Below are 20,314 nucleotides of genomic sequence, written 5' to 3' on the forward strand. Positions count from 1 at the left end.
CCTGAGCCTTGCCTATTGCAGGATCAGTTCAGCATGGAGGGCGCCCGCAGCTTTCAGCGCCTCGAGTATCTCAACCATGTCCCGGGGCGCAACGTTCAGCGCATTCAGGCCCTCAACCAGATCGCGCAAGGTCGCACCGCCACCAATGCCGATGATATTCGCGCCCCCTTGGACAACCTCAATTTCCGTTCGCGGAACAACAACCGTGTCCGCATTGGTAAAGGGGGCGGCTGGGACGGCGATCGGCCGCTCGGTCACCTTGATCGTCAACGCCCCCTGGGCAACGGCAACGGGTTCGATCCGGACATCCTGTCCCAGCACAATGGTGCCCGACCGCTGATCAATCACGACCCGAGCCTTCTGATCGGGCGTCAACAGCATGCGCTCGATTGACGCCATCAGGGAGGCCGGCGCCATTCCCGTTGCTCGCGCATCAAGCTCTACTGTTCCGGAATCCAGCATCCGCGCAGGAGCATCCAGAAACCGGCCGTTCAGTTCCTGCTCGATCCGCTGAGCGGTCGTGAAGTCCGGATCGCGGAGAGCGAGCCGGATCACACTCATATCACTGAATTCAAAGGGAACGGAGCGCTCAATTCGGGCGCCGCCCGGCACGGTGGCCAAGGTCGGAGTGCCTTGCTGTATGCCAGCAGCCTGCCCGCCAGCGCCAAAGCCGCTCACCACGACAGGTCCCTGCGCCACGGCATAGACCTCATTGTCCGCCCCCAGAAGAGGCGTCATCACAAGCATCCCGCCCTGCAGACTGGAAGCGTCGCCTATCGATGAGACCTGAATGTCCAGTCGGCTGCCCGGTCGGGCAAAAGGCGGCAGAACACCGGTGACAATGACCGCAGCCACATTGTCGGGCCGGAACTGCTCATCCTGCACGTTCACGCCGAGGCGCTCTAGCAGACTGGCCAGCGCTTCCTCCGTATAGGGTGAATTGCGCAGTGTATCGCCGGTCCCATTCAGCCCGATGACGAGGCCATAGCCGATCAGATCGTTCCCGCGAACGCCCTCCACGTCGACAAGGTCCTTCAACCGTACCTGGGTCTGCGCCCAGGCGGGACTGGCCATCAGAGCCAGTCCGCTGGCAATCGACAATAGTATCTTTCTCATACTATCTGAGATAATTCGTCAGGGACAAGCGCCCCAACCGGCTCGTGAGCGTATAGGCCGCCTCAAGACGAATTTCGAGATTCTGCGTCTCTGTCGCTGCCTCGAATGCGTCCCTGCCAATGATCCGATCAAGAGTTTCACTCGCGATGCGATAGTCCGCTTTTTCCTTTTCCGCCGCTTCATCAATGCGATTGAGCGAATCGCCAAGCTCGGCCTCTGCAATCGCCAGTTCGTCCTGTGAAGAGCGAATAAGGTCCGCCCCCTGACGGACCCAATCGACGATATCCTGGGGTGGCAGCTTGATCGCATTTGCGACCATGGTCAGGCCCTTCATCATGTCTCGCAACGTCGTGCTGTCGGCACGCTGAAGAGCGGGGACATCGTATCCGTTGGGCAGGGTCACTTTCGCTGCATCATTGCTGCCGCCCTTATAGATTGTCGTCTCAAACGTTCCGCCGGGTCCGAAATAGGCATCGATTGCAGCACGTTTGTCGGCTGGCGTCCCGGCGCCGGTCACGATCGCCGATATGTCGGCTTTCATGGTGTCGAGATCACCTAGCGCATCCGTCGCGGCGGCATCGCCGGCAAACAGCGCCCGTCCGTCGAACCGGTTATTCAGTGCCGAGAAGATGACACCCAGGGTGGAATTGGCCGTATTGGCACTGGCGACAAGCCCTGCGCGGTCATTTGCCGTCGCCGCCTGCATGGCTTCAACGCCTTTATTGTTCACGGCTTCGCGAACGGTCTGCAATGACACGGCCGACTGGTTGTAACGGCCGGTGATCAAGGCAAGACGGGTCTGGGTGGCCTGGCTCTGATCAATGGCCATCTGCGCACGGTGAACCTGACCATTGCGGCCGTTCGTTGCGGCGGTGATATCCGATCTCGTCCCGGTGACGGCTTCCAGTGCCGCTCGGTCGAGATCATTTCGCAGCTCAGATGTGACCCGCGAAAACAGGGAGGTAGACAGAAGATCTGGAAGGGCGCGTATCATAACTAAATCTCCAGAAGGCGAGCCATCATATCACTCACGGCCTGGATGACGCGCGCATTGGCGGCATAGGCTTGTTCGATCAGGAGAAGGCTCTGAAGCTCCTGATCCGTGTTCACACCAGTGGCGGCGAGATCTGCATCGCGCAGCCCATTCGCAGTCGACGCTGCGGCCGCCGCAATGGCGCCGGCCCCAACGGTCCGCCCGCCGATGACCGAAGCGAGACTGCCGACCGTATCAATCAATCCCAGGCTGGAAGGGGAATCAGTCACCGCGGCAAGCGGTCTTGCACTGCTGATGGCAAGGCGAAGCCCCTGGGTCACACCGGTACCAGCTGAAGGTCCCGGGACAGTTGCGCCAATACCATCGCGCATGCGCCAGAGGGCGCCGCCCTGATCGGGATCGACGGCCGCGTTTACGGAGAGGCGCGAAGCGCTGCCCGCACCAGAGCCGGTGTCCACAAAGAGACCCTGCGCCCCGGGGGCCAGCGTTGGGTCTACGGCACCGTCAGCAAAACGGGCGACAAGATCATCGGCAAACGTGTCGATCCGTGTACCAAAGTCGACAGCAATTTCATCACGCACAGCGAACTGCCCGGCGATTGAGCCATTTCTGATCCCCTGCGGCCCGCCGCCTGGCGTCAGATCGATACCGTTGACGCTGAGCCCGGAAAGGTGACCACTTGCCATGGAATGCCCAGGGGCAACAATGCCGCCGGACCGGAACTCAATTTGCTGTGCACGTTCACCCAGCAGCACGACGCCTTCCGCCGTTGTGATCCGGACCTGACCGCCGCGTCCCGGGCTGACTTTAATGTCGAGAGCCTGTGAAATGATGTTGATATGCTGTTGTCGCTGCTCGGCAATATCGGACAGCCCATTGAGCTCTTTTTCCCCCGACAGCCGATTAAGGGTTTCGAGGGATTTGAGCGCACTGTTCACCTCGGCGACGCTGCCCGCGATATTGGCATCAGCATCCGTCCTCACGGAGGTGACGACATCACCAAGGCGGTTGATTGTTCGCACAAGGTCTTTTGCAGAAGTCACAGCCCCCTGCTGGAAGGATGCTGCCTCCGGCATCAGGGCCAGGTCATCAATCGCTGATGAAAACCGACTGACCGCCGCAAACAGGCCGTCGGCATCGCCGGGTTCACCAAAGGCGAGATTCAACTGGCTGAGCGTTTCGGCGCGCAGGCCCAGATTGGCGCTGCGGGCGTCGGCCGTCAGACGGCTGGCGAGCGCAAATGTATCGCCCGCGCGTTCGATCGACTGGATCTGTACGCCGCCATATTTGCGGGATGCGAGAGCGACATCGCGGCGCGCATATCCTTCGGTGGTCGCATTGGCGATGTTGTGCGAACGGACCTGAACGGCAGTCGTCGCAGCGTTCATACCGGAAATGGCGTTTGAAAGGGCGTTGGTGAACGTCATGGCAATCTCCTATCTCTCCGCTAGCGGATGAGATTTGTGGTCTCCTGCAGCATTTCATCGACTGTCTGAATGATCTTGGCATTCGACGCATAGGCGCGCTGTGTACGGATAAGGTCCGTCATTTCGGTCCCGATATCCGTCGTTGATTCCATCAGCGCATAGCCGGCCGTCTCACCCACGGGGCCTTCGCCGGCATCCCACAGATAAAAGTCACCGCTCTCCTGGCTGATCCGGTAGGCCTGATCGTCCGTGGGACTGAGGCCGTTGAGATTGGGCACCATGGCGACTGGAATCTGATACAGCACCCGCCTGAAGCCCGTGTCATAAACCGCTTCCAGAAGGCCCTGCGGATCGATTTCGATCGCCTGCAAATCCCCGATCGGAGCGCCATTCTTGGAAATATTGAATGGCGCGAAATTCGCCGACAGTTGCGTGATGCCATCGCTTTCGCCAGGGCGGCCAATGTCGATTGTCGCCGGGCCGCTGGACAGGTTCAGGGACAACAGGCCGGTTGTATCGTCATAGCTCGCACCGCCGCCCGCCGCTGCCGTCAGGATCGTCCCGCCGGCGGTGGGGGTGTCGGCAAAGGTCAGGTTCAACGTGCCAATGCTGACGGGGGGCACGGCACCATCATCGACAATATCGACCGTCCACTGATTGGTGGCTGCAGCGCCGGGGGCAGCCGGGACAGGGGTGAAGGTCGCGGTGATGCTCTGTATCTTGCCAAGATTGTCGTAATACTCGATCGGCAGGATATATGGATCGCCAGTGCCCGTATCTTCGGTGGCGAGAGCGGGTAGATTGACCCCCATGGTAATCTCAGTGGTGGCTTCGGCAGAGAATTGATTCACGCCCACATTCACCGCCTGCAGGTCTGTGCCCGTCCGGCGAGACACGCCACCAATGTCGCCATTGGCATCGGCGGGCCAGCCCAAGAGGAACAGTCCCCCCGGGGTCCTCAGAAACCCGTTCTGGTCCGTTGCGAACGCCCCTGTGGGCGTAAACATCAATGGCCGCTCATCCGCCCCTTGAGAGACGCCAGCCGTGTCTGTCACGGGGATCAGCCCCTGCCCGGCCACAGCGATATCCATCGAGCTGCCGGTTGAGATCAGCGCACCGCGCTCATCGACCAGCTTCTGGGTGTCCACGCGAACCCCGCCCGCCGCATAGGCATTTCGCCGCTGCTGCAGCACCATGCTCGAAAAGCTGGCCTCAGCACGTTTGTAGCCATAGGTCGACGCATTGGCGACGTTGTTCGAAATGGTGGCCAGGCGGGCTGAATTTACGTTCAGCCCCATCACGCCGGCATTGAGGGACGAGGAAATGGACATGGGTTGTGTATCTCCGCTTTTTCTATCTTTGGTTGTATTCCTCGTTAGTTAATGAGCTTCTAACGGCCCGCTGAAATTTGGCTTGTTCTGCATAATGACTGAAATTCGTCGATTCTCAGGAGACGACCGATCGTCGACGAGCGGCTGCCGGTCAGCTTTCCCGACGACTTCTGAAATTTGCTCCTGCTGCAAACCAAATTGAAGCGCGAGCCGTCTGGCGGCATTGGCTCGGTCAGCTGACAACTCCCAGTTTGTATATTGAGCACCGTTGCGGAAGGGCAGATCATCCGTATGGCCAACAAGTTTGATTGGCCGTCCACTGGACATGAGCACCGGCGTAATGTCCCTCATGACTTCGGCCAGAAGATCAGACGGTTCTGCGTTGCCAAGCGCGAAGAGCGGTGCCCCGTCAGTCTCCAGCAAATTCACCACTATGCCTTCGTCGGATAGGGTCACACTGGCTTGCTGATCATCCAGCGCTTCATTCAGCGCCGCTTCGATACGCTCGATAAGGTCGGCCTCGTCATTCAGAGACTCCGCCTCCCCGCCATGATTGTCATAGGCCATGGAGTCCGTCGCATAGGTGCTGTCACCGTTCAGCATGTCATTCCCGCCACCGGAAATGGGGCTGATAGGAATAGCAGGGTCGAAATAGTCCGCGATGCCTTTGCGCTGCTCCTCCGTCGTCGCGTTCAAGAGCCACATGAGAAGGAAGAACGCCATCATTGCGGTGACAAAGTCCGCATACGCCACCTTCCAGGCACCACCGTGATGGCCGGCAGCTTCCCCGCCGCGCTTGCGTTTGATGATGATCGGCTGTGTGGACATGGTGCTACACCCAAAGATTAACGTGCTCTGAAGCGATATAACCTCCGCGTGTAAAAGATAATTTAACTCGCTTGGGTTGATTTGTCCGGATGCTTTACTTTTGTCCCAGGATGCTTCCATGACCGAACTGTCTGTCAAAAGACGCATGACCCAGATGACACGCGGCCTGTCTGCGCCCGTCATGGCCATGCAGCCCGTCTGGCTGAAAGCCGCGGAGGACAGCCTCGCAGCCCTGTCTGATATTCTCGGCGCTGCTGTTTCGATTGACGATCTGACGCTCCGTGCGTCGAGCACTGAGCAATATGCCAAGGACACCCCGGAGCCGGGCCTGATCCTGCCTCTCCTCGTCGACGAGCACCTCGGCTACCAGGCGCATATTGCGCGCGGCGACACAATGCACATGGCCCGTCTTCTCTTGCGGGCCTGTGACCAGAATGACATCGGCCATGATCCGACGATGCTCGATGGCCTGATGCTGAGAGCCCTTTATCGGCCTCTTCTCAACGCCTATTCATCAGCATTCAACATTTCGATCGCTCTCAACGATGAGCTGCCTATTCTTGATGAATGGCCACATATCCGGCGCGCCGACATCAGATCATTTCTGGTCGTTTCCACCAAACTTATCGTTGGTGACCAGACAATCAGCCTGGATCTCTGCCTGCCCAACAATGAGCCGCGCTTCGCAGAACATCCGGACATAGCACCGCCACGTCAGGATGCCATGGTGGCCGCGGCGCGGTCGGCGAACGTCGAGATTTCGGCTGTTCTGGACAGCTGGAATGTCTCTCCGGGGATAGTCGCCGCATTCAAGAAAGGCACGGTCCTCCCGCTGCCCGGCGCCAGCATGGAGGCGCTCAGCCTTATCATCAATCAGGGGCGTCGCTCCACCACCCTGGCACATGGGGAGCACGGACGATCGGGCGGCAGTCAGGCGATTCGTCTCTCTCAGATCGAATCAGCAATTCGCTGATCTGTCGGCCGGCGAATGGCATCGGCAAAGCGGATGGCCGCAGCAACAGCCGCAAAATGCTCTTCACGAATGGCGTCGCCCACCTTCACGGTCGCGTGAAGCGCCCGGGCACAGGGCGGGTCCTCCCGGACCGGGACGCCGCTGAGGCGCGCCCTGTCAATCAGCGACAGGGCCAGATGATCAACACCTTTGGCGACGCAGACCGGCACGCTTGTCGGCTGTCGGTCCCATTGCAGCGCCACCGCATAGTGAGTCGGGTTCACGATGACCACATCGGCCTTCGCCGTCGCGCGCAACATCGTTGCCTGTGAGAATTCCTGCGCGCGGCGTCGGCGCATCTGCTTCTGTTGCGGATCGCCTTCCATCTCCTTGTGCTCGTCCGACACCTCCTGACGGGTCATCTTCAATTTGCGCGAATGCGCCATTCGCTTGGCCGGCAAGTCAAGCGCAGCGATGATCGCCGCAACGATACAGGCGAGCCCGATGATATTTGTCACCTCACGTCGCATAAGCTCAGGAAACATGCCTGCTTCCTGCTGGAAGGCAGACAGGAAGTGATCCTGCCGCAACCACAGGTACAGGCCGCCGACGATCGCGACGAAAATGATCTTCAGGCCGGACTTCAGGAACTCGCTCATGCCTTGAGCACCGTAGCGCTTCTTGAAACCTTCTACCGGATTGATACGCCGCAGGTCAGGTTTGAGTTTTGTTGGGGCAAGGACAATTCCCTGTTGTGCCACCAGTACCAGGACAACAGCAATGGCGGCGGGGCCAATGACCATCATGACGGCCATGAGGGGTTCACGGAACAGGAGCTCTCCCCCGGCGGATCCTGACAACACCGACTGACCCAACTCTTCGGGATGCCAGAAAATGGGCACCAGTGCCTTTGCCAGACCCAGCGCCGCTCCACCAGCGCCCAGCATTCCGAGCAGGAACCCCAAATAGGATGCGAGGACCGCCGCATCGGTCGACAGCGGAATATTTCCCTTCTTGCGCGCCTTTCGTTGCTTCTCCGGCGACGCCTCAAACGATTTGTCGAGGCCGCTATCTTCACTCATGGCAGGATTCTCAGCAACGTAGCTTCCAGCTCACTCCGCCAGCGCATCAGCAGTCCGGACACAGCGACAAGCAGCAGAACGAGACCTGAAAGCGTAATGGCGGGCATGCCAACAAAGGTGACCATCAGTTGGGGCATCGCCCGGTTCAGGACACCGAGCAGAACGTTGTAGGCCAGATTGAGCAGAAGAAAGGGCGCTGACAGCATGAGCGCAAAGGCAAGCCCATCGCCACAGACAGCGAGCGCCTTCCGCGCAATAAGCCCTACCGCATCATTTGCGAAAATAAATCCCGGCGGCAGATTTTCATAACTCCGCACAAAGATTTCGATCATCGTGATATGGGCACCAATTGTCAGAAACAGAACCGCCCCCGCCATGGTCAGCAGGGTAGATACGGTCGTGTTCGACTCCTCAGAAATGCCAGCACCGAATATTTGCGAGAGGGAGAGGCTTTGGGCGATCGCAGCACCGGCCATGCTCAGGACGAATATGGAAACCCTGATAAAAAAGCCCAGCGCGAAACCGACAAAGACCTCCCCCACGATCAAGGCGACAAGAGGCAGATCGGTTGCACTAAGCCGGGGGGCGATGACTGGAAAAAGGAGGAGCGTGATGGCCAGCGCAACCACGACGCGGACATTCACCGGAATAATCCGCGTGCCGATCCCCGGTAGCATGAAAATGAGCAGAGACAGCCGCGAGAAGATGAGCATGAATGGCACCACCACCACCGGTGCGACCGCAGCCAGACGGCCAATCATGTCCAGCCACTCGCTCACACCGTCCCCACAATCTGGGGGGTGGCATGCGTAGCGATTTCATCAAAGGAAAAGACCGGATTGGTCATGCCGTGCGACGCCATGATGGACCGCAGGAACCGTCGGCGCGCTGCATTGATGGCGATGACCGGATAGGTACCGCCTGATGCCGCCTGGTCGACCGTTTTGCGCAGATCAGCAATCAGGCGACTGAGTGTCTGGCCGGGGAGCTGGGCGCGCCCATCATCATTCTCCCCCTGCACCTGCAGCGCTTTTTCCCACTGGTCGCCCAGCTGGATCACAGCCAGTTTTCCATCAGGGCTGGCCAGTTTACTGACAAACTGGAATGCGAGCCGCCGTCGGACATGCTCCACAATCCCTTCGAACTTCTGCTCAGCACTTCGCGCCTCCGCGATCGCCTCGAGAATGAGGGCCAGATTGCGAACCGAGACACGCTCGGCCAACAGCTCCCGCAAGACCTGCTGCAGCAGATCGTGCGGCACTTTTTCCGGCACCAGATCATCGACCAGGCGGCGGTTTGCCTCGGCCCGCTTGGCGTCTGAAGGTTTGGTGAAAGCGTCGATCATCGCCCTCATGGCGCGGCGGGTCATCAGTTTTGGAAACTGCACCTGGACCGTCTCCAGCAGATGGGTCGACAGGACCTCGACCGGGTCAACCACGGTGACGCCATTCAGGATAAGCTTGTCCTTGCCGCGCTGATCGACCCAGCGGGCGGCGGCTCCATAGACGGGTTCCTTGACGCTGTCCCCTTTCAGCTCCGGATACGCATTTTCGGCGATCAGGGCGAGGAAGCGGCCAGGCTGCAGACCATTCCTCGCCACCGTCACGCCGTGCACTTTGATCTCATAGCTGCCCGTATGGAGTTGCTGGCGATCGGTCACACGAACCGGCGGCATGATGAAGCCATATTCCTGGATCACATAGCGTCTTATTTTCTCGACACGTCCATTCAACCCGGACTCACCTTCGATCACGGTACGGACCAGATCAGAGCTCAGCTCCACATGGATATCATCAATATCCAGCAGATCGCCGAAACTCGGCTCATCGCTCTCTGGCAGGGCCAGTGGCTCCTCAATCAGCGATTCCTCAGCCGGCCGATAGCGATATGCCCGCCACGCGAGATAGCCAAGCCCGATGGCGCCCAAATAGAATGGCACCACGGGGAGGCCCGGAAAGCTGCCGAATATGACCATGGCGACGGCCACTGTGCCCAAGGCCTCCGGCTTTGTTCCCAGTTCCTTCAGAAGCGCATGGTCGACCGCCCCTTCGCCCCGCCCTTTGGAGAGCAGAAGAGCCGCGGCCACCGAGATGATGACGGCGGGGATCTGGCTGACGAGGCCGTCTCCGACCGTCAGAATCGAGTAGTTCTCCAGCGCCTCCTGGAACGAAATACCGTGCACGACCATTCCGATACCAATGCCGGCGACAAGGTTCAGAAGCGTGATGAGAAGGCCGGCAATGGCATCGCCTTTGACGAATTTCGACGCGCCGTCCAGCGAGCCGAGAAATGCGGTCTCTTCCTGCTCCCGCTGCCTCAGGCGTTTGGCCTCTTCATGGCTGATGGCACCCGCGGCCACATCCGCATCGATGGCCATTTGCTTGCCCGGCATGGCGTCGAGCGCGAAGCGTGCGCCCACCTCCGCCATCCGCCCGGCGCCCTTCGTAATGACAAGGAAGTTCACGATGATCAGCACGGTGAAGACGATCAGGCCAAGGCCCAGATTGCCGCCCATGATGAACATGGCAAAGCCTTCGATGACACCGCCTGCGGCGTCGGCACCGGTATGCCCCTCACCGATGATCAGCTTGGTCGACGAAATATTGAGCGATAGCCGCAGCAGAAGCGAGACCAGCAGGATCGCGGGAAATGATGAAAAATCGAGCGGGCGCTGAACAAACAGCGTCACCGTGAAAATGAGGATAGCGAAGGCAAAGGACAGCATCAGGCCGATGTCCAGCAGCATGGGCGGCACCGGCAGGATCATCATGATCAGAATGCCCATCAGCCCGACAGCCAGGCCGATGGTCGGTGACAGCCTCAGTGTCTTGAGAACGCCATCCATAAGTTCCTGCCCTTAATTCAACCTGTCAGCTCGCGATGAGCCCAATGACCTGTGCATCGAAGAACCCGATAACGAGGCGCGCCAGCATGCTGGCCGACGCCCAGAAGACCACCATGATCACCGCGATCTTCGGGACGAAGGTGAGCGTCATTTCCTGTATCGACGTCAGCGCCTGCAGAAGACCGATCACCAATCCGGTCACCAGCGCGGCAATCAGCAACGGCATAGCCATCAGGCTTGCCGTTGCCAGTGCCTCCCTGAGGAGGGAAAGAATATCACCCTCTGACATATCAGAGCGGCATACGGAGGAGTTCCTGATAGGCACCGACGACGCGGTCACGTATCGTCACCGCCGTCTGAAGCGCCATTTCAGCCTGCGATAAGGCTTCCACGACGCTTTGCGCATCGAATTGCCCGATGGCGAATCCGGCCGCGGCCTCGTCGGCCTGATCGAACATGCGGGCGAAGTTTTCCGTCGACTGCAGCAGGGGACCGGGTTCAACATCCTTGACCTTGGCCAGACTGTCATAAGCAGCGAAAGCGTTGAGAGGTGTAATGGACATAATTTTTCCTAGCGCTTGAGAACACTCAGAAGCCCATCATAAAGACGACGGGCCTGTGTGAAGACTTGCAGATTGGCGTCGTAACTGCGGCCTGCCTCACGGGCATCGGCCATTTCGATCAGCATATTGACGTTTGAGAGTTCAACCGTACCGTCAGCATCTGCCAGCGGGTGGGCCGGATCGAAGAGCAGCGTTCCTTCGGTCCGGTCCAGACTGACGCGACCCGGCTCGACGCCCGCCTCCCCCACGCGGAAGGTAATCAACTTACGCTGATAACCGGGCGTGTCAGCATTGGACAGGTTTTCAGTCGCCAGACGAAGACGCAAGGACTGCGCCTCCATGCCGGACGCGGCCGCGTTGAGCGAGCCCAGAAGAGAATCGATCTGCATGATTACCTCGGCGCCCCGCCAGCAAGCCGGACAAGTTCGAGGGTCTTTGACCAGATCGTGACGGCCGCCTGATGACGTCCCGCGTTGCTAGCCATACTGATCATTTCCTGATCAAGCGAGATGGCTGTCCGTGTATCGCGGATATCGACGGTCTCACCGCGGTTCAAATCAGCTAACGCGTCGGAAAAGCGCGGAACGGCTTTCCCGGTCGCACCCGGAATATCAATGCGGGAGATGTTGTCTGCGACGACGGCATGCGCGGCCGCAGCGTGGCGGGTCATGGTCGAGGACAGTTTGAGCACCGACAGATCGGTCAGCATAGGCGGTCTCCATGGTTAAGAGACCTTGAACGTACTCAATCTTTGGTTGATTAATCGTTAACAGCTCGCTTAAAATCGACCTTGTCGGGCAGTGACAGGAGCAGTGCCGCTTCGATCGCGAGCAGCGGTCGCAATATTCGTAGAACCTTGTAGAATTGCGACTTTTCGGCGGCGATGGCGGCCTTCTCCACGTCCCTGTGGATGGAAAATCCGGCAAAGCCGTGGACCGCCTCATCCATTAACCTCTGCAACCTCTGGATGCCTTCTGCTTCATCGACGTCGCCCACGAGCAACAGTTGAGCGGCATAGTAGACGCGGGTCAGCGGCGTGTTCACATCATCTGGATGCAGGGCATCCGAGAGGCGAAGGACGCCGACTTCCTGATCAATAACCCGTATCTCACCCCGCCGGCCGCCATTTTGAAGGATAACGCCACCGACGAAAATTTTCTCATAGGGCTTGAGGTTCAGCACCAGTCCAGACATCGCCCTACGCAGCCTCCATGTCTGCGGCAGTCAGTCCTCTGATGATATTCTGGTTGATTTCCACGAGAATGTCGGCGGACCCATTTTGGTCTGTGACAACCCTTGTGTGCTGCTCGACGAAGGCGGCAAGGCTGAGCAGGCTGGCCTTCAGCTGATCGGGGCAGTGATTGTTGGGATTGGCTAGATCAACCGCCAGAGTCATCCAGAGCTGCTTGTTGTCCTGGAGCGCGATATAGAGCGCCAATGTATCGACAGGGTCTTCCCCGATAGCAGCCTCCAGCCGTCGCGTGATCCGTGTAAAAACTTCCCGCTCGAGCGCGCGCCCGGAAATCGTCTCGCGCTGCATCGTCGCATAGCCCGTTCTGTGCATCCTTTAACCCCTGCTTTTATGAAAGAGGATGCGGCCCGTGGGCCGCATCCGGTCATGCATTTTGACTATCGAAACAAGGCCAGGATTGCCTGCGGCGACTGGTTGGCGATGGTCAGCGCCTGAATGTTCAGCTGCTGCTGGACCTGCAGGGATTGAAGGCGGGCGGACGCTTCTTCCAGATTGGCATCCGTCAGCGCACTGATACCGGCTTCCATCGAGTCGATGAGCGACTGGACGAAGTCGTTCTGGATATCGATCCGCATCTGCGCGGAGCCGAAAGAGGCAGCGGCATCGACGGCCGTGTCCAGCGCCAACTCTACGGCATCCAGAGCGGCCTGGGCACCGGCAGTCGTGGTGACATCCAGCGTGGCAAGGCCCGCAAGACCACCAACGCCCACAGCACCGGTGTCAGCCGTTGCAGTAAAGGTTGCCGTTGTCGTGCCGGAGGCCGCGATGTTGACCACGGTATCTGTTGAGTCGTCACCCACAGTGGTTGTCGCGATGGTGATGTTGGCCGGGAAGATCGTGGCCTCATCCACCTGGGTCTGAATGCGGGCAACCACATCAGCCGTCGTGTCACCTGCCGATGCGACTTCGGTGAACGTATAGGTCTGACCACCAGATGTCAGCGAGATTTCCAGCGTATCACCAACTGTCAGCTGGCCTGCCGTGAAGGTGACGTCGAGGTTGGCCGTACCCGCACCATCAATAGAGCCGGTCGGGTTGGTCGTGACCTCACCTGGCGCAGAAGAGATGGTGGCACCGGCGGTGCCAAGCTCACTGGTCAGGTCGACACGGTTGATCGTGATCCGGTCTGGTGACACCGCGCCGTCAGCGCGATTGAGCGAGGACAGGAGCTGAACATCGTCACTGCCCTTCAGCAGGTTCAGACCGTTGAACTGCGCAGCGTCGACAATGTCAGTGACCTGACTGTACAGCGCATCGACATCCCGCTGGATCTTGTCGCGGTCAACGTTTTCCTCTTGTGCAGAGACGATCAGGCTCTTCATCTCCTGGATCAGCTTGGTGACCTGCTCAGACGCCGAGCGGGCAACACCCACGGTCGCCGCCCCCAGATTGAGGCTGTCAGTAATCGCCTTGAACGAGGCGACGTCTGTGGTCATGACCGTCGAAATGGCCCACACGGCGGCGTTGTCGCGCGCTGTCGCGACCTTTTTACCGGTCGAGATGAGGTTCTGCGTCTTCTGCAGGTTCATGTTGATGTCGCGAAGCGTGTCCAATGCGACGATGGCTGACTGGTTGAAGTTAATGCTGGACATGGTTGATCCTCTTGTCCGTCAGGCCCGCTCCTCTTCCTGAGGCCGGCCGTCCTGCCGCAATTTCCGATTGCGCTGGATGCAATTTATGGTTGCAACCCTTAAGGTCGTGTAAATGGACGGCCGAAATCAGAAGCGCACAGCATTTTTTTCCGACACGGCGAAAATTTTTGATCCGTCCGGCCCATAACCAGCGGCACCGTCCTTGCCGGCCTTGGCCATCTTAGCAACATTCTGGCCGGCGATCGCACCTTGTAGCAAGGCAGCATTTTCCTGGTTCAGCGCGATGAGACGCTCAGCCTGGGGACGGATGGCTGCAGGCAGCTTGGCGGGCGCAACGGCGATCACACTTTCCAGTTTATCGACCAGTTCGACACGGCTTTCGCTGATTTCAAGCGCCTCCTGCAGGCGGCCCTCTCTTAAATAACGGTTCTCGACGACCAATCGATCCGCAAGAAGAGAGACCAGCGGTCCTAAGCTCTCAATGCTCATGACGTGGCCTCCCCTTGGGGTCCGGACAATTGCCGATAAAGAGAGTGCGCTAGGTCTGGGGACCCTGTGACAACATTCTCCGCAATCTGCGTAATGATGGTGGAGCTGAACGCGCTCGCCATCGCGCCCTCAGCGCCCAGCGCCTTGGTCAGGCCCGACGCTTTGAGCATTTCCCCCATGAATGTGATGGCCAGATCCTCCGCAGCTGCCGCAACGGGATCTGCGCCAGACTGCCGGTCCGGCGACTGAAGATAGTGGATGGGCTGAATAGACATGGTCGACCTCATTTCGTGAAGAATGACCTAAAGACCGCCCGTAAAGGTTTGGTAAATATGTTTGTGCAATTTATGCGTGCATGATTGAACAGCAACTGCCTCCCCATCCCCTCGGCCCCTTGCCGACCAAAGGGACAGAACACCGCCCTGCTCTCGGCCTGCCGGTCGAGGCAGCACCTGCGGGTCAACTATTTGCTCCGATGTCGGATAGATCCGTCGCCGACCGGTTCTTCCAGGCCTTCCAGCCTGTCGCCGATCTTGCTGAGCGAGCCGACGCCCCTCGCACCAAGCCCGCGACCGGGCTGGGCATGGCCGCCTTGGCGATCAAGGACAAACAGGCTGTCGACCTGATCGTCAGCGGAGAGCCGGTAGCAGACCCCACGTCAGACCGCATCGCGATCGCCGTCCCGCACCAGTCCCTCGAGCCCGCCATTCAGCCACTGACGAGCGGTGGACTGGCGCCCATTCCTAAGATTTCAGCCGGGCTTGTTCAGACGGGACTGCCGGCATCTTCTACGCCTCAGCCCAGCACGCGAGCGGACATCGAGCCGCCGCTCGTCGGTCGGTCGGCAATCGTGACCCAAGAGAAAATCACTGATATTCGTCCGGGCAGCGTGTTGACTGCGCCAACGGTGCCTCCTGGTCCCGTGGCAAGCCCCCCTACGACGCCTGCCGTAGTGCTCGACGCGGCACTGATGATCACGCCATTTGTTGGTACAGAAAGCAGTGGTGTCGTCACGACCTCGCCAATGACAACCACGATTTCCGCGCAACCTGCGCCACCCCATCAACAGGTCGTTGCCGCGATCGCGGCTCATCCACAGGAACGTAATCTCGACCTTCGCCTTGACCCGCCACATCTTGGCCGCGTCCGGATCGAGTTCGACTTTGGCCATGATGGCATTTTGCGAGCCGTCGTCAGCGCCGCCGAGCCGGATACACTTCAACTGCTGCGGAGAAATGTTGCAGATCTGACCAGAGAGCTGGCCGATGCCGGTTTTGGCGAAAGTCGGATCGACTTTTCCGAGCGGCACCCCGGGGCCGCCCCCGACGACCTTGTGTCTTTTACCGATAGGTGGGCGGACGATCATGAAGATTATCCCGCGCTACGCTCACCGCTGACGGCCGATCACCACTATTCAGTCCATGATGGACTGCTCGATATCCGCCTATAACAAGGAGCCTATATGACAGTCGCCCCCGTCTCCAATTCTACCGACCCGAACGCCAGTCCTGTCGGCACGGCCAAACCGGTCATGTCAGAGGAATTCACCCAGTTCCTCACACTGCTGACCACGCAGGTAGAAAATCAGGACCCCCTGACACCACTTGATTCAACAACGTTCGTGCAACAGCTTGCAACGTTCTCGTCACTGGAACAGCAGGTCCAGACGAACCGCACCCTCGATGCCATTCTGGCTGCTGTGCGCGGCTGAAAGAAGCCGCCTCTCGTTGAGGGGGGCGGCTGTTAGACTTTTCTTTTCAGCATTTCCAGGATGAGAACATCGCCCACCTGATCAGGCAGGAGCTCGTCGGCCGCCGAGAGGACGACGTCATGGACCGCCGTACGGAGTTCAGGATCCGTAACCGTCACGGCAAACCCGCCATTATGCGAATAGGCGATCAGCGCGCTCATGATCCGGTCCCGGAGCTTTTCTTCAAGCCCAACTGAATTGTCCATAGCTTCCCGGTTCAGCTCGAGATTGAGCTGAATGACGACGAGGGCCTGAGTCTGCCAGCCATCACTGACCGGCACCACAAACGGGCGCGCAAAGCGCATGGGATAATAATCACCCTCGGGCGGCTCGCCATGCGACGCACCGGTCTTGGACTGGTCCGCCGATGTCGCATGATCAGTTTCTTCACCATGACCAGTATCGTCATTGGCAGGGTGTCCCTCCCCGGGCAGCGTCGTTGATGGCGCCGCGTGCGCAGGAACATTGTCACCTGGCCGGAGCATCTGACCGCCAAAAATTCCCCCGGCAATCGCAGCTGCATTGACGATGGAAGGGACAAGAATTTTCAGCATGGTCTTCTCCTAGAAGGGAATGACGGTGTCGAGAAGGCGCGTGCCCCAGCCCGGCTTGACGGATCGGTCAATGGCGCCGCGCCCCACATAGCCAATGCGTGCATCGGCTATACGGTCATGGGGGATGGTATTGGAGCGGGAAATATCCTCTGGACGGACGATGCCTTCAGCCCGAAGGATCCGCTCTTCATAGTTGACCCGGACAGACTGCTGGCCGCGGATGACCAGGTAGCCATTTGGCAGCTGCTCCACTACGCGGGCCGCCAGACGCAGGGTGACCTTATCCTGTCGCCGGATCTGTCCGCTGCCGGAGAACTGTCGCTGACGGTTGAGATCGACACCAGGCGTCAGTGTCGCGCCGCCCGGCAGTGTGTTGGCTGCGTATTCGGGCAGACCGAAGAGCGCCGACATGTCAAAACTGTCCGAAGACGTCCGATCACGGTCGACTTCATTCTTCAGTTCCGCCTCTTCATCAATTTCGACGATGACCGTCAGAATATCGCCGACAACCCGCGCACGGCGATTGCCGAAAAGCGACTCCGGCTCCTGACGCCAAAGGCTGGCCGTCGCAGGAAGGCCGATACCATCCCGCTGGCTGATCGGGGCCGGCGGCGGAAGCTGTTCGATGGCCGGCGCTGAGCGATGGGCACAGGCCGGTACGACAAGAACCCCCATACCGAGCAGAAGGCGTTTCATCGTCCCACCTCCACGGTACCATGTCCCACAACCCGCGCGCTCAGAGGCTGGCGCCGACTGTCCAGGAGGACCGGAATTTGCTCGCCGAGACCGCCCGAGCGCAGGGCCCGGCCCGAGATGGTCAGAAGCAGCCCCCCGCGACGGAACTGGACCAGCACCTGGGACTGGCGTTCGACCAGATCCGGTTCTTCCGTATCGGAAAGATTGATGGGTTTACCCTTGTAGATGGGTCGACGAAGCTGCTGGCCAAGCAGCGGTGTCGCCTCGCCGTGTTTGGAGGTCTCCACCATGTCGGCCGACAGGACGGTACCCTTCGGCAGGGCGCGGACCGCCACCACCTCGGCCCCGGCACCGGAGAAGCATGACAGCCCGATGCCGATCCCCAAGGCGACAATCTTGGAAGCAGACGCGCCCATCACCGGATTCTCGTCGCGGCGGCATACATTTCATCAGCAGCCGTCAGAACCTTGGCGTTCAACTCATAGCCGCGCTGCGCCTCGATCAAATCGGCAATCTCTGTGACGACGTTGACACCACTGTCTTCAAGAAATCCCTGCCGCAGAAAGCCTGCACCCTCCAGCCCCGCAACGCCGCCGGCAGGCGTTCCGGAGGCTTCGGTCTCCCGGAACAGGTTGCCGCCGAGCGCCTCCAGGCCCTTGTCATTTGTGAAGGTGAACAGATTGATCGTCCCGATCTGCTGATCCGGTGTGCCGTCTGCGAATTGTGCGAAGACGTCACCATCAGGATTGATGGACACACCCCGCGCATCAACAGGAATGACGATGCCGCCGGAGATCGGGAACCCCTCGGCATTTACCATGGCGCCATTGGGATCAATCGAAAATCGGCCATCCCGGGTATAGGCAACTTCACCGCTCGGCAGCTCGACATCGAAGAAACCACGCCCTTCAATAGCCACGTCCAGATCGCCGCCAGTAGAGGTCAGTGTCCCCTGCACCCTGTCCGCGGTGACGGCCGCTGTCCGCACGCCCAGACCGATCTGTATACCCCCCGGAACGAGAGTGCCGGTACGGGACGATACCGTACCGGGAGTCATTTCCTGACGATAGATAAGGTCGGCAAAGGCCGCTCGCCGGGGGGCATAGGCGGTCGTGGACATATTGGCGATGTTGTTGGCAATGGTATCCACCCGCGTCTGTTGCGCGGCCATGCCCGTCGAAGCAATGCGTAGTGCATTCATGGTCTCATCTTCCTAAAATTACTAGCGCGACTCACCGAGCGCGCGGATCATCCGCTCTTTCCGCTGATGATCGGCATCCAGAATATTCTGTCCGGCCTCAAACAGGCGTTGCGCTTCAACAAGGCGCGCCATTTCCAGGACCGGATTCACGTTTGACTGCTCTACAAATCCTTGGCGGATGATTGGATTGTCGACGAATTCATACGCCGCTCTGGGCTTCCATAAATTGTCACCCATGCGGTCGAGCGTGCCCGGATCAGAAGAAAAGACCCCCAGCTGTGCCATGGCGAGGCCATCGACCGACATGGTGCCGTCCGGGCTGACCTTGATATCCACCGCATCGGGAGGAATATCGATCGTACCGCCGCCATCATCGAGGACGGCGAAACCTTCGGACGTCACCAGCTGGCCATCGGCATTACGCTGGAACTGACCGCCGCGGGTCAGGAAGACCCCCTCGTCGGTCTCAACGGCAAAGAAGCCCTCGCCACCAATCGCAAAGTCAAACGTGCCGCCCGTCTGAACATAGGCGCCTTCATCAAGCACCGCGTAGTGTCCACGAAATGCTCCCATGGACATGGACGGCCCCGTGACGTCCCGGGTGACATATTCCGTGAAAACTGATGCTTCGCGCTTGAAACCAGCGGTACTGGCGTTCGCGATATTGTTGGCCAGAACGTTCAGTTCTTTCATCAGTCCGGTTTGGCGGGAGAGTGCAGCGATTGCAGCGTCAGACATGGATACTCCTTATGCCGCCGATTTCGTTTCACGAATGGCTTCATCAAGTTCATTGAAGGTGGGGCGGACCTTGTGCGGGGCGTTTCGTCGTCCAACTTCGACGCACATGACCGATGGATGCGCATGCAGCGACGACACCAGGACCTCCCGAATGAGGCCATAGAAGGCGTGCTCTTCTTCTCGCAGGGACTTAATCCGCGCCGCAAACGGTCCGACCATGCCATAGGACAGGAAAACGCCCAGGAAGGTCCCGACCAGCGCGCCGCCGATCATCTGCCCCAGGACTTCTGGTGGCTTGTCGATCGATGCCATGGTCTTGATAACCCCCAGCACGGCCGCCACGATGCCAAGCGCCGGCAGGGCATCGGCCATATTCTGCAGGGCGTGAGAACCGTGGAGCGCATCTTCCTTGCGCTGTGCCAGCTGCTTTTCGAGCACTTCTTCTACCTGAAAGGCATTATCGAAGTTCATGATCATTGAACGGATGGTATCGCAGATCATTTCAACCGCATCATGATCCTTCTGAATGCGGGGGTATTTACCGAACAGGTCGGAGTCTTCCGGTGCCTCGATATGCTTCTCTATATCGACCGGGCTTTCCTTGAGGACGTTGAGAAGTGAGTGCAGCAGGCACAGGAGGTCCCTGTAGTCCTGCTTCTTCCATTTCGGCCCTTTGATCAGGGCGACGAGATCGCCACCCGTATGCTTGATCACCGGGAAATCATTGCTGGCGAGAAACGCGCCGATGGCGGCACCGCCAATCATCATGCCCTCAAACGGCAAGGCATGGAGCACAATCCCCATCTTGCCCCCGGCCAGCATATAGCCGCCGAAGACAGTGAAAAGGGTGAAGATAAGGCCAAATATCGCAATCATGGGTTGAGTAGTACTCAACTTTTGGTTG

The 20,314-nt window shown here is 59.3% G+C and carries 26 protein-coding genes; 3 read left to right on the top strand and 23 right to left on the bottom strand.

Going from position 1 to position 20,314, the window contains the following annotated elements:
- Window positions 1-12: 12 nt before the first annotated feature.
- The 5 genes from RUI03_RS12330 to RUI03_RS12350 are packed head-to-tail and all read right to left on the bottom strand — an operon-like array spanning window position 13 to window position 5,816.
- Window positions 13-1,101, bottom strand: coding sequence for a flagellar basal body P-ring protein FlgI (locus RUI03_RS12330; protein ID WP_317287770.1), 1,089 nt, complete (start codon window positions 1,099-1,101; stop codon window positions 13-15).
- Between the two features lie 16 nt (window positions 1,102-1,117).
- Entirely contained in the window at window positions 1,118-2,110 is a 993-nt protein-coding gene (locus RUI03_RS12335) for a flagellin (protein WP_317287771.1), read from the bottom strand.
- A gap of 2 nt (window positions 2,111-2,112) precedes the next feature.
- Entirely contained in the window at window positions 2,113-3,537 is a 1,425-nt protein-coding gene (flgK, locus tag RUI03_RS12340; RefSeq protein ID WP_317287772.1) for a flagellar hook-associated protein FlgK, read from the bottom strand.
- Window positions 3,538-3,557: 20 nt separating this feature from the next.
- On the bottom strand, window positions 3,558-4,868 hold the full coding sequence (locus RUI03_RS12345) for a flagellar hook-basal body complex protein (protein WP_317287773.1): 1,311 nt from the start codon (window positions 4,866-4,868) through the stop codon (window positions 3,558-3,560).
- 48 nt (window positions 4,869-4,916) lie between these two features.
- Window positions 4,917-5,816: a flagellar motor protein MotB gene (locus RUI03_RS12350; RefSeq protein WP_317287774.1), complete on the bottom strand. Its 900-nt coding sequence runs from the start codon at window positions 5,814-5,816 to the stop codon at window positions 4,917-4,919.
- Here RUI03_RS12350 and RUI03_RS12355 point away from each other — a divergent pair.
- The gene (locus tag RUI03_RS12355) at window positions 5,815-6,669 is read left to right on the top strand and encodes a FliM/FliN family flagellar motor C-terminal domain-containing protein (protein WP_317287775.1); all 855 of its coding nucleotides are present in this window, start codon (window positions 5,815-5,817) and stop codon (window positions 6,667-6,669) included. The two genes, RUI03_RS12350 and RUI03_RS12355, sit on opposite strands and share 2 nt — an antisense overlap.
- Here RUI03_RS12355 and RUI03_RS12360 read toward each other — a convergent pair.
- From RUI03_RS12360 to RUI03_RS12415, 12 genes are all read right to left on the bottom strand, one after another.
- Window positions 6,645-7,730, bottom strand: a complete 1,086-nt coding sequence (locus RUI03_RS12360) for a flagellar biosynthesis protein FlhB (protein ID WP_317287776.1) — start codon at window positions 7,728-7,730, stop codon at window positions 6,645-6,647. The two genes, RUI03_RS12355 and RUI03_RS12360, sit on opposite strands and share 25 nt — an antisense overlap.
- A complete protein-coding gene (locus tag RUI03_RS12365; protein WP_317287777.1) occupies window positions 7,727-8,509 on the bottom strand; it encodes a flagellar biosynthetic protein FliR in 783 nt (260 codons plus the stop codon). The genes RUI03_RS12360 and RUI03_RS12365 overlap by 4 nt, the downstream gene beginning before the upstream one ends.
- Window positions 8,506-10,575 (bottom strand): flagellar biosynthesis protein FlhA, encoded by a 2,070-nt coding sequence (locus tag RUI03_RS12370; RefSeq protein ID WP_317287778.1) that lies wholly within the window; start codon window positions 10,573-10,575, stop codon window positions 8,506-8,508. The genes RUI03_RS12365 and RUI03_RS12370 overlap by 4 nt, the downstream gene beginning before the upstream one ends.
- A gap of 25 nt (window positions 10,576-10,600) precedes the next feature.
- Entirely contained in the window at window positions 10,601-10,807 is a 207-nt protein-coding gene (locus RUI03_RS12375; protein WP_410795874.1) for a flagellar biosynthetic protein FliQ, read from the bottom strand.
- A gap of 58 nt (window positions 10,808-10,865) precedes the next feature.
- A complete protein-coding gene (locus tag RUI03_RS12380) occupies window positions 10,866-11,138 on the bottom strand; it encodes a flagellar hook-basal body complex protein FliE (RefSeq protein WP_317287780.1) in 273 nt (90 codons plus the stop codon).
- Between the two features lie 8 nt (window positions 11,139-11,146).
- Window positions 11,147-11,527 carry a flagellar basal body rod C-terminal domain-containing protein gene (locus RUI03_RS12385; protein ID WP_317287781.1) on the bottom strand — a complete coding sequence of 127 codons (381 nt, stop codon included), beginning with the start codon at window positions 11,525-11,527 and terminating at the stop codon, window positions 11,147-11,149.
- A 2-nt stretch (window positions 11,528-11,529) separates the two neighbouring features.
- Window positions 11,530-11,847, bottom strand: coding sequence for a hypothetical protein (locus RUI03_RS12390; RefSeq protein WP_317287782.1), 318 nt, complete (start codon window positions 11,845-11,847; stop codon window positions 11,530-11,532).
- A gap of 50 nt (window positions 11,848-11,897) precedes the next feature.
- Window positions 11,898-12,320, bottom strand: coding sequence for a flagellar biosynthesis repressor FlbT (locus RUI03_RS12395; protein ID WP_317287783.1), 423 nt, complete (start codon window positions 12,318-12,320; stop codon window positions 11,898-11,900).
- 16 nt (window positions 12,321-12,336) lie between these two features.
- Complete coding sequence (gene flaF, locus RUI03_RS12400) at window positions 12,337-12,702, bottom strand: flagellar biosynthesis regulator FlaF (protein ID WP_317287784.1); 366 nt, start codon at window positions 12,700-12,702, stop codon at window positions 12,337-12,339.
- Between the two features lie 65 nt (window positions 12,703-12,767).
- Window positions 12,768-13,982, bottom strand: a complete 1,215-nt coding sequence (locus tag RUI03_RS12405) for a flagellin (RefSeq protein ID WP_317287785.1) — start codon at window positions 13,980-13,982, stop codon at window positions 12,768-12,770.
- A 126-nt stretch (window positions 13,983-14,108) separates the two neighbouring features.
- Window positions 14,109-14,423, bottom strand: coding sequence for a hypothetical protein (locus RUI03_RS12410; RefSeq protein WP_317287786.1), 315 nt, complete (start codon window positions 14,421-14,423; stop codon window positions 14,109-14,111).
- A 44-nt stretch (window positions 14,424-14,467) separates the two neighbouring features.
- Window positions 14,468-14,746: a hypothetical protein gene (locus tag RUI03_RS12415; RefSeq protein ID WP_317287787.1), complete on the bottom strand. Its 279-nt coding sequence runs from the start codon at window positions 14,744-14,746 to the stop codon at window positions 14,468-14,470.
- 200 nt (window positions 14,747-14,946) lie between these two features.
- On the opposite strand from RUI03_RS12415, the gene RUI03_RS12420 reads away from it, so the two are divergent.
- The gene (locus RUI03_RS12420) at window positions 14,947-15,921 is read left to right on the top strand and encodes a flagellar hook-length control protein FliK (RefSeq protein ID WP_317287788.1); all 975 of its coding nucleotides are present in this window, start codon (window positions 14,947-14,949) and stop codon (window positions 15,919-15,921) included.
- Between the two features lie 12 nt (window positions 15,922-15,933).
- Window positions 15,934-16,182: a flagellar hook assembly protein FlgD gene (locus RUI03_RS12425; protein WP_317287789.1), complete on the top strand. Its 249-nt coding sequence runs from the start codon at window positions 15,934-15,936 to the stop codon at window positions 16,180-16,182.
- A 32-nt stretch (window positions 16,183-16,214) separates the two neighbouring features.
- Here the strand turns inward: RUI03_RS12425 and RUI03_RS12430 are convergent, their stop codons facing one another.
- The 6 genes from RUI03_RS12430 to motA are packed head-to-tail and all read right to left on the bottom strand — an operon-like array spanning window position 16,215 to window position 20,286.
- Window positions 16,215-16,775: a hypothetical protein gene (locus tag RUI03_RS12430; RefSeq protein WP_317287790.1), complete on the bottom strand. Its 561-nt coding sequence runs from the start codon at window positions 16,773-16,775 to the stop codon at window positions 16,215-16,217.
- Window positions 16,776-16,784: 9 nt separating this feature from the next.
- On the bottom strand, window positions 16,785-17,471 hold the full coding sequence (locus RUI03_RS12435; protein ID WP_317287791.1) for a flagellar basal body L-ring protein FlgH: 687 nt from the start codon (window positions 17,469-17,471) through the stop codon (window positions 16,785-16,787).
- On the bottom strand, window positions 17,468-17,887 hold the full coding sequence (flgA, locus tag RUI03_RS12440) for a flagellar basal body P-ring formation chaperone FlgA (RefSeq protein ID WP_317287792.1): 420 nt from the start codon (window positions 17,885-17,887) through the stop codon (window positions 17,468-17,470). The genes RUI03_RS12435 and flgA overlap by 4 nt, the downstream gene beginning before the upstream one ends.
- The gene (gene flgG / locus RUI03_RS12445) at window positions 17,887-18,672 is read right to left on the bottom strand and encodes a flagellar basal-body rod protein FlgG (RefSeq protein ID WP_317287793.1); all 786 of its coding nucleotides are present in this window, start codon (window positions 18,670-18,672) and stop codon (window positions 17,887-17,889) included. Before flgG ends, flgA begins: the two co-directional genes overlap by 1 nt.
- A gap of 21 nt (window positions 18,673-18,693) precedes the next feature.
- Window positions 18,694-19,410, bottom strand: coding sequence for a flagellar hook-basal body complex protein (locus RUI03_RS12450; RefSeq protein WP_317287794.1), 717 nt, complete (start codon window positions 19,408-19,410; stop codon window positions 18,694-18,696).
- 9 nt (window positions 19,411-19,419) lie between these two features.
- Window positions 19,420-20,286 carry a flagellar motor stator protein MotA gene (gene motA / locus RUI03_RS12455; protein ID WP_317287795.1) on the bottom strand — a complete coding sequence of 289 codons (867 nt, stop codon included), beginning with the start codon at window positions 20,284-20,286 and terminating at the stop codon, window positions 19,420-19,422.
- Window positions 20,287-20,314: the final 28 nt, after the last annotated feature.

Origin of the sequence: Parvularcula sp. LCG005 (genome assembly GCF_032930845.1) — a bacterium.
In the GTDB taxonomy this organism is placed as follows: domain Bacteria; phylum Pseudomonadota; class Alphaproteobacteria; order Caulobacterales; family Parvularculaceae; genus Parvularcula.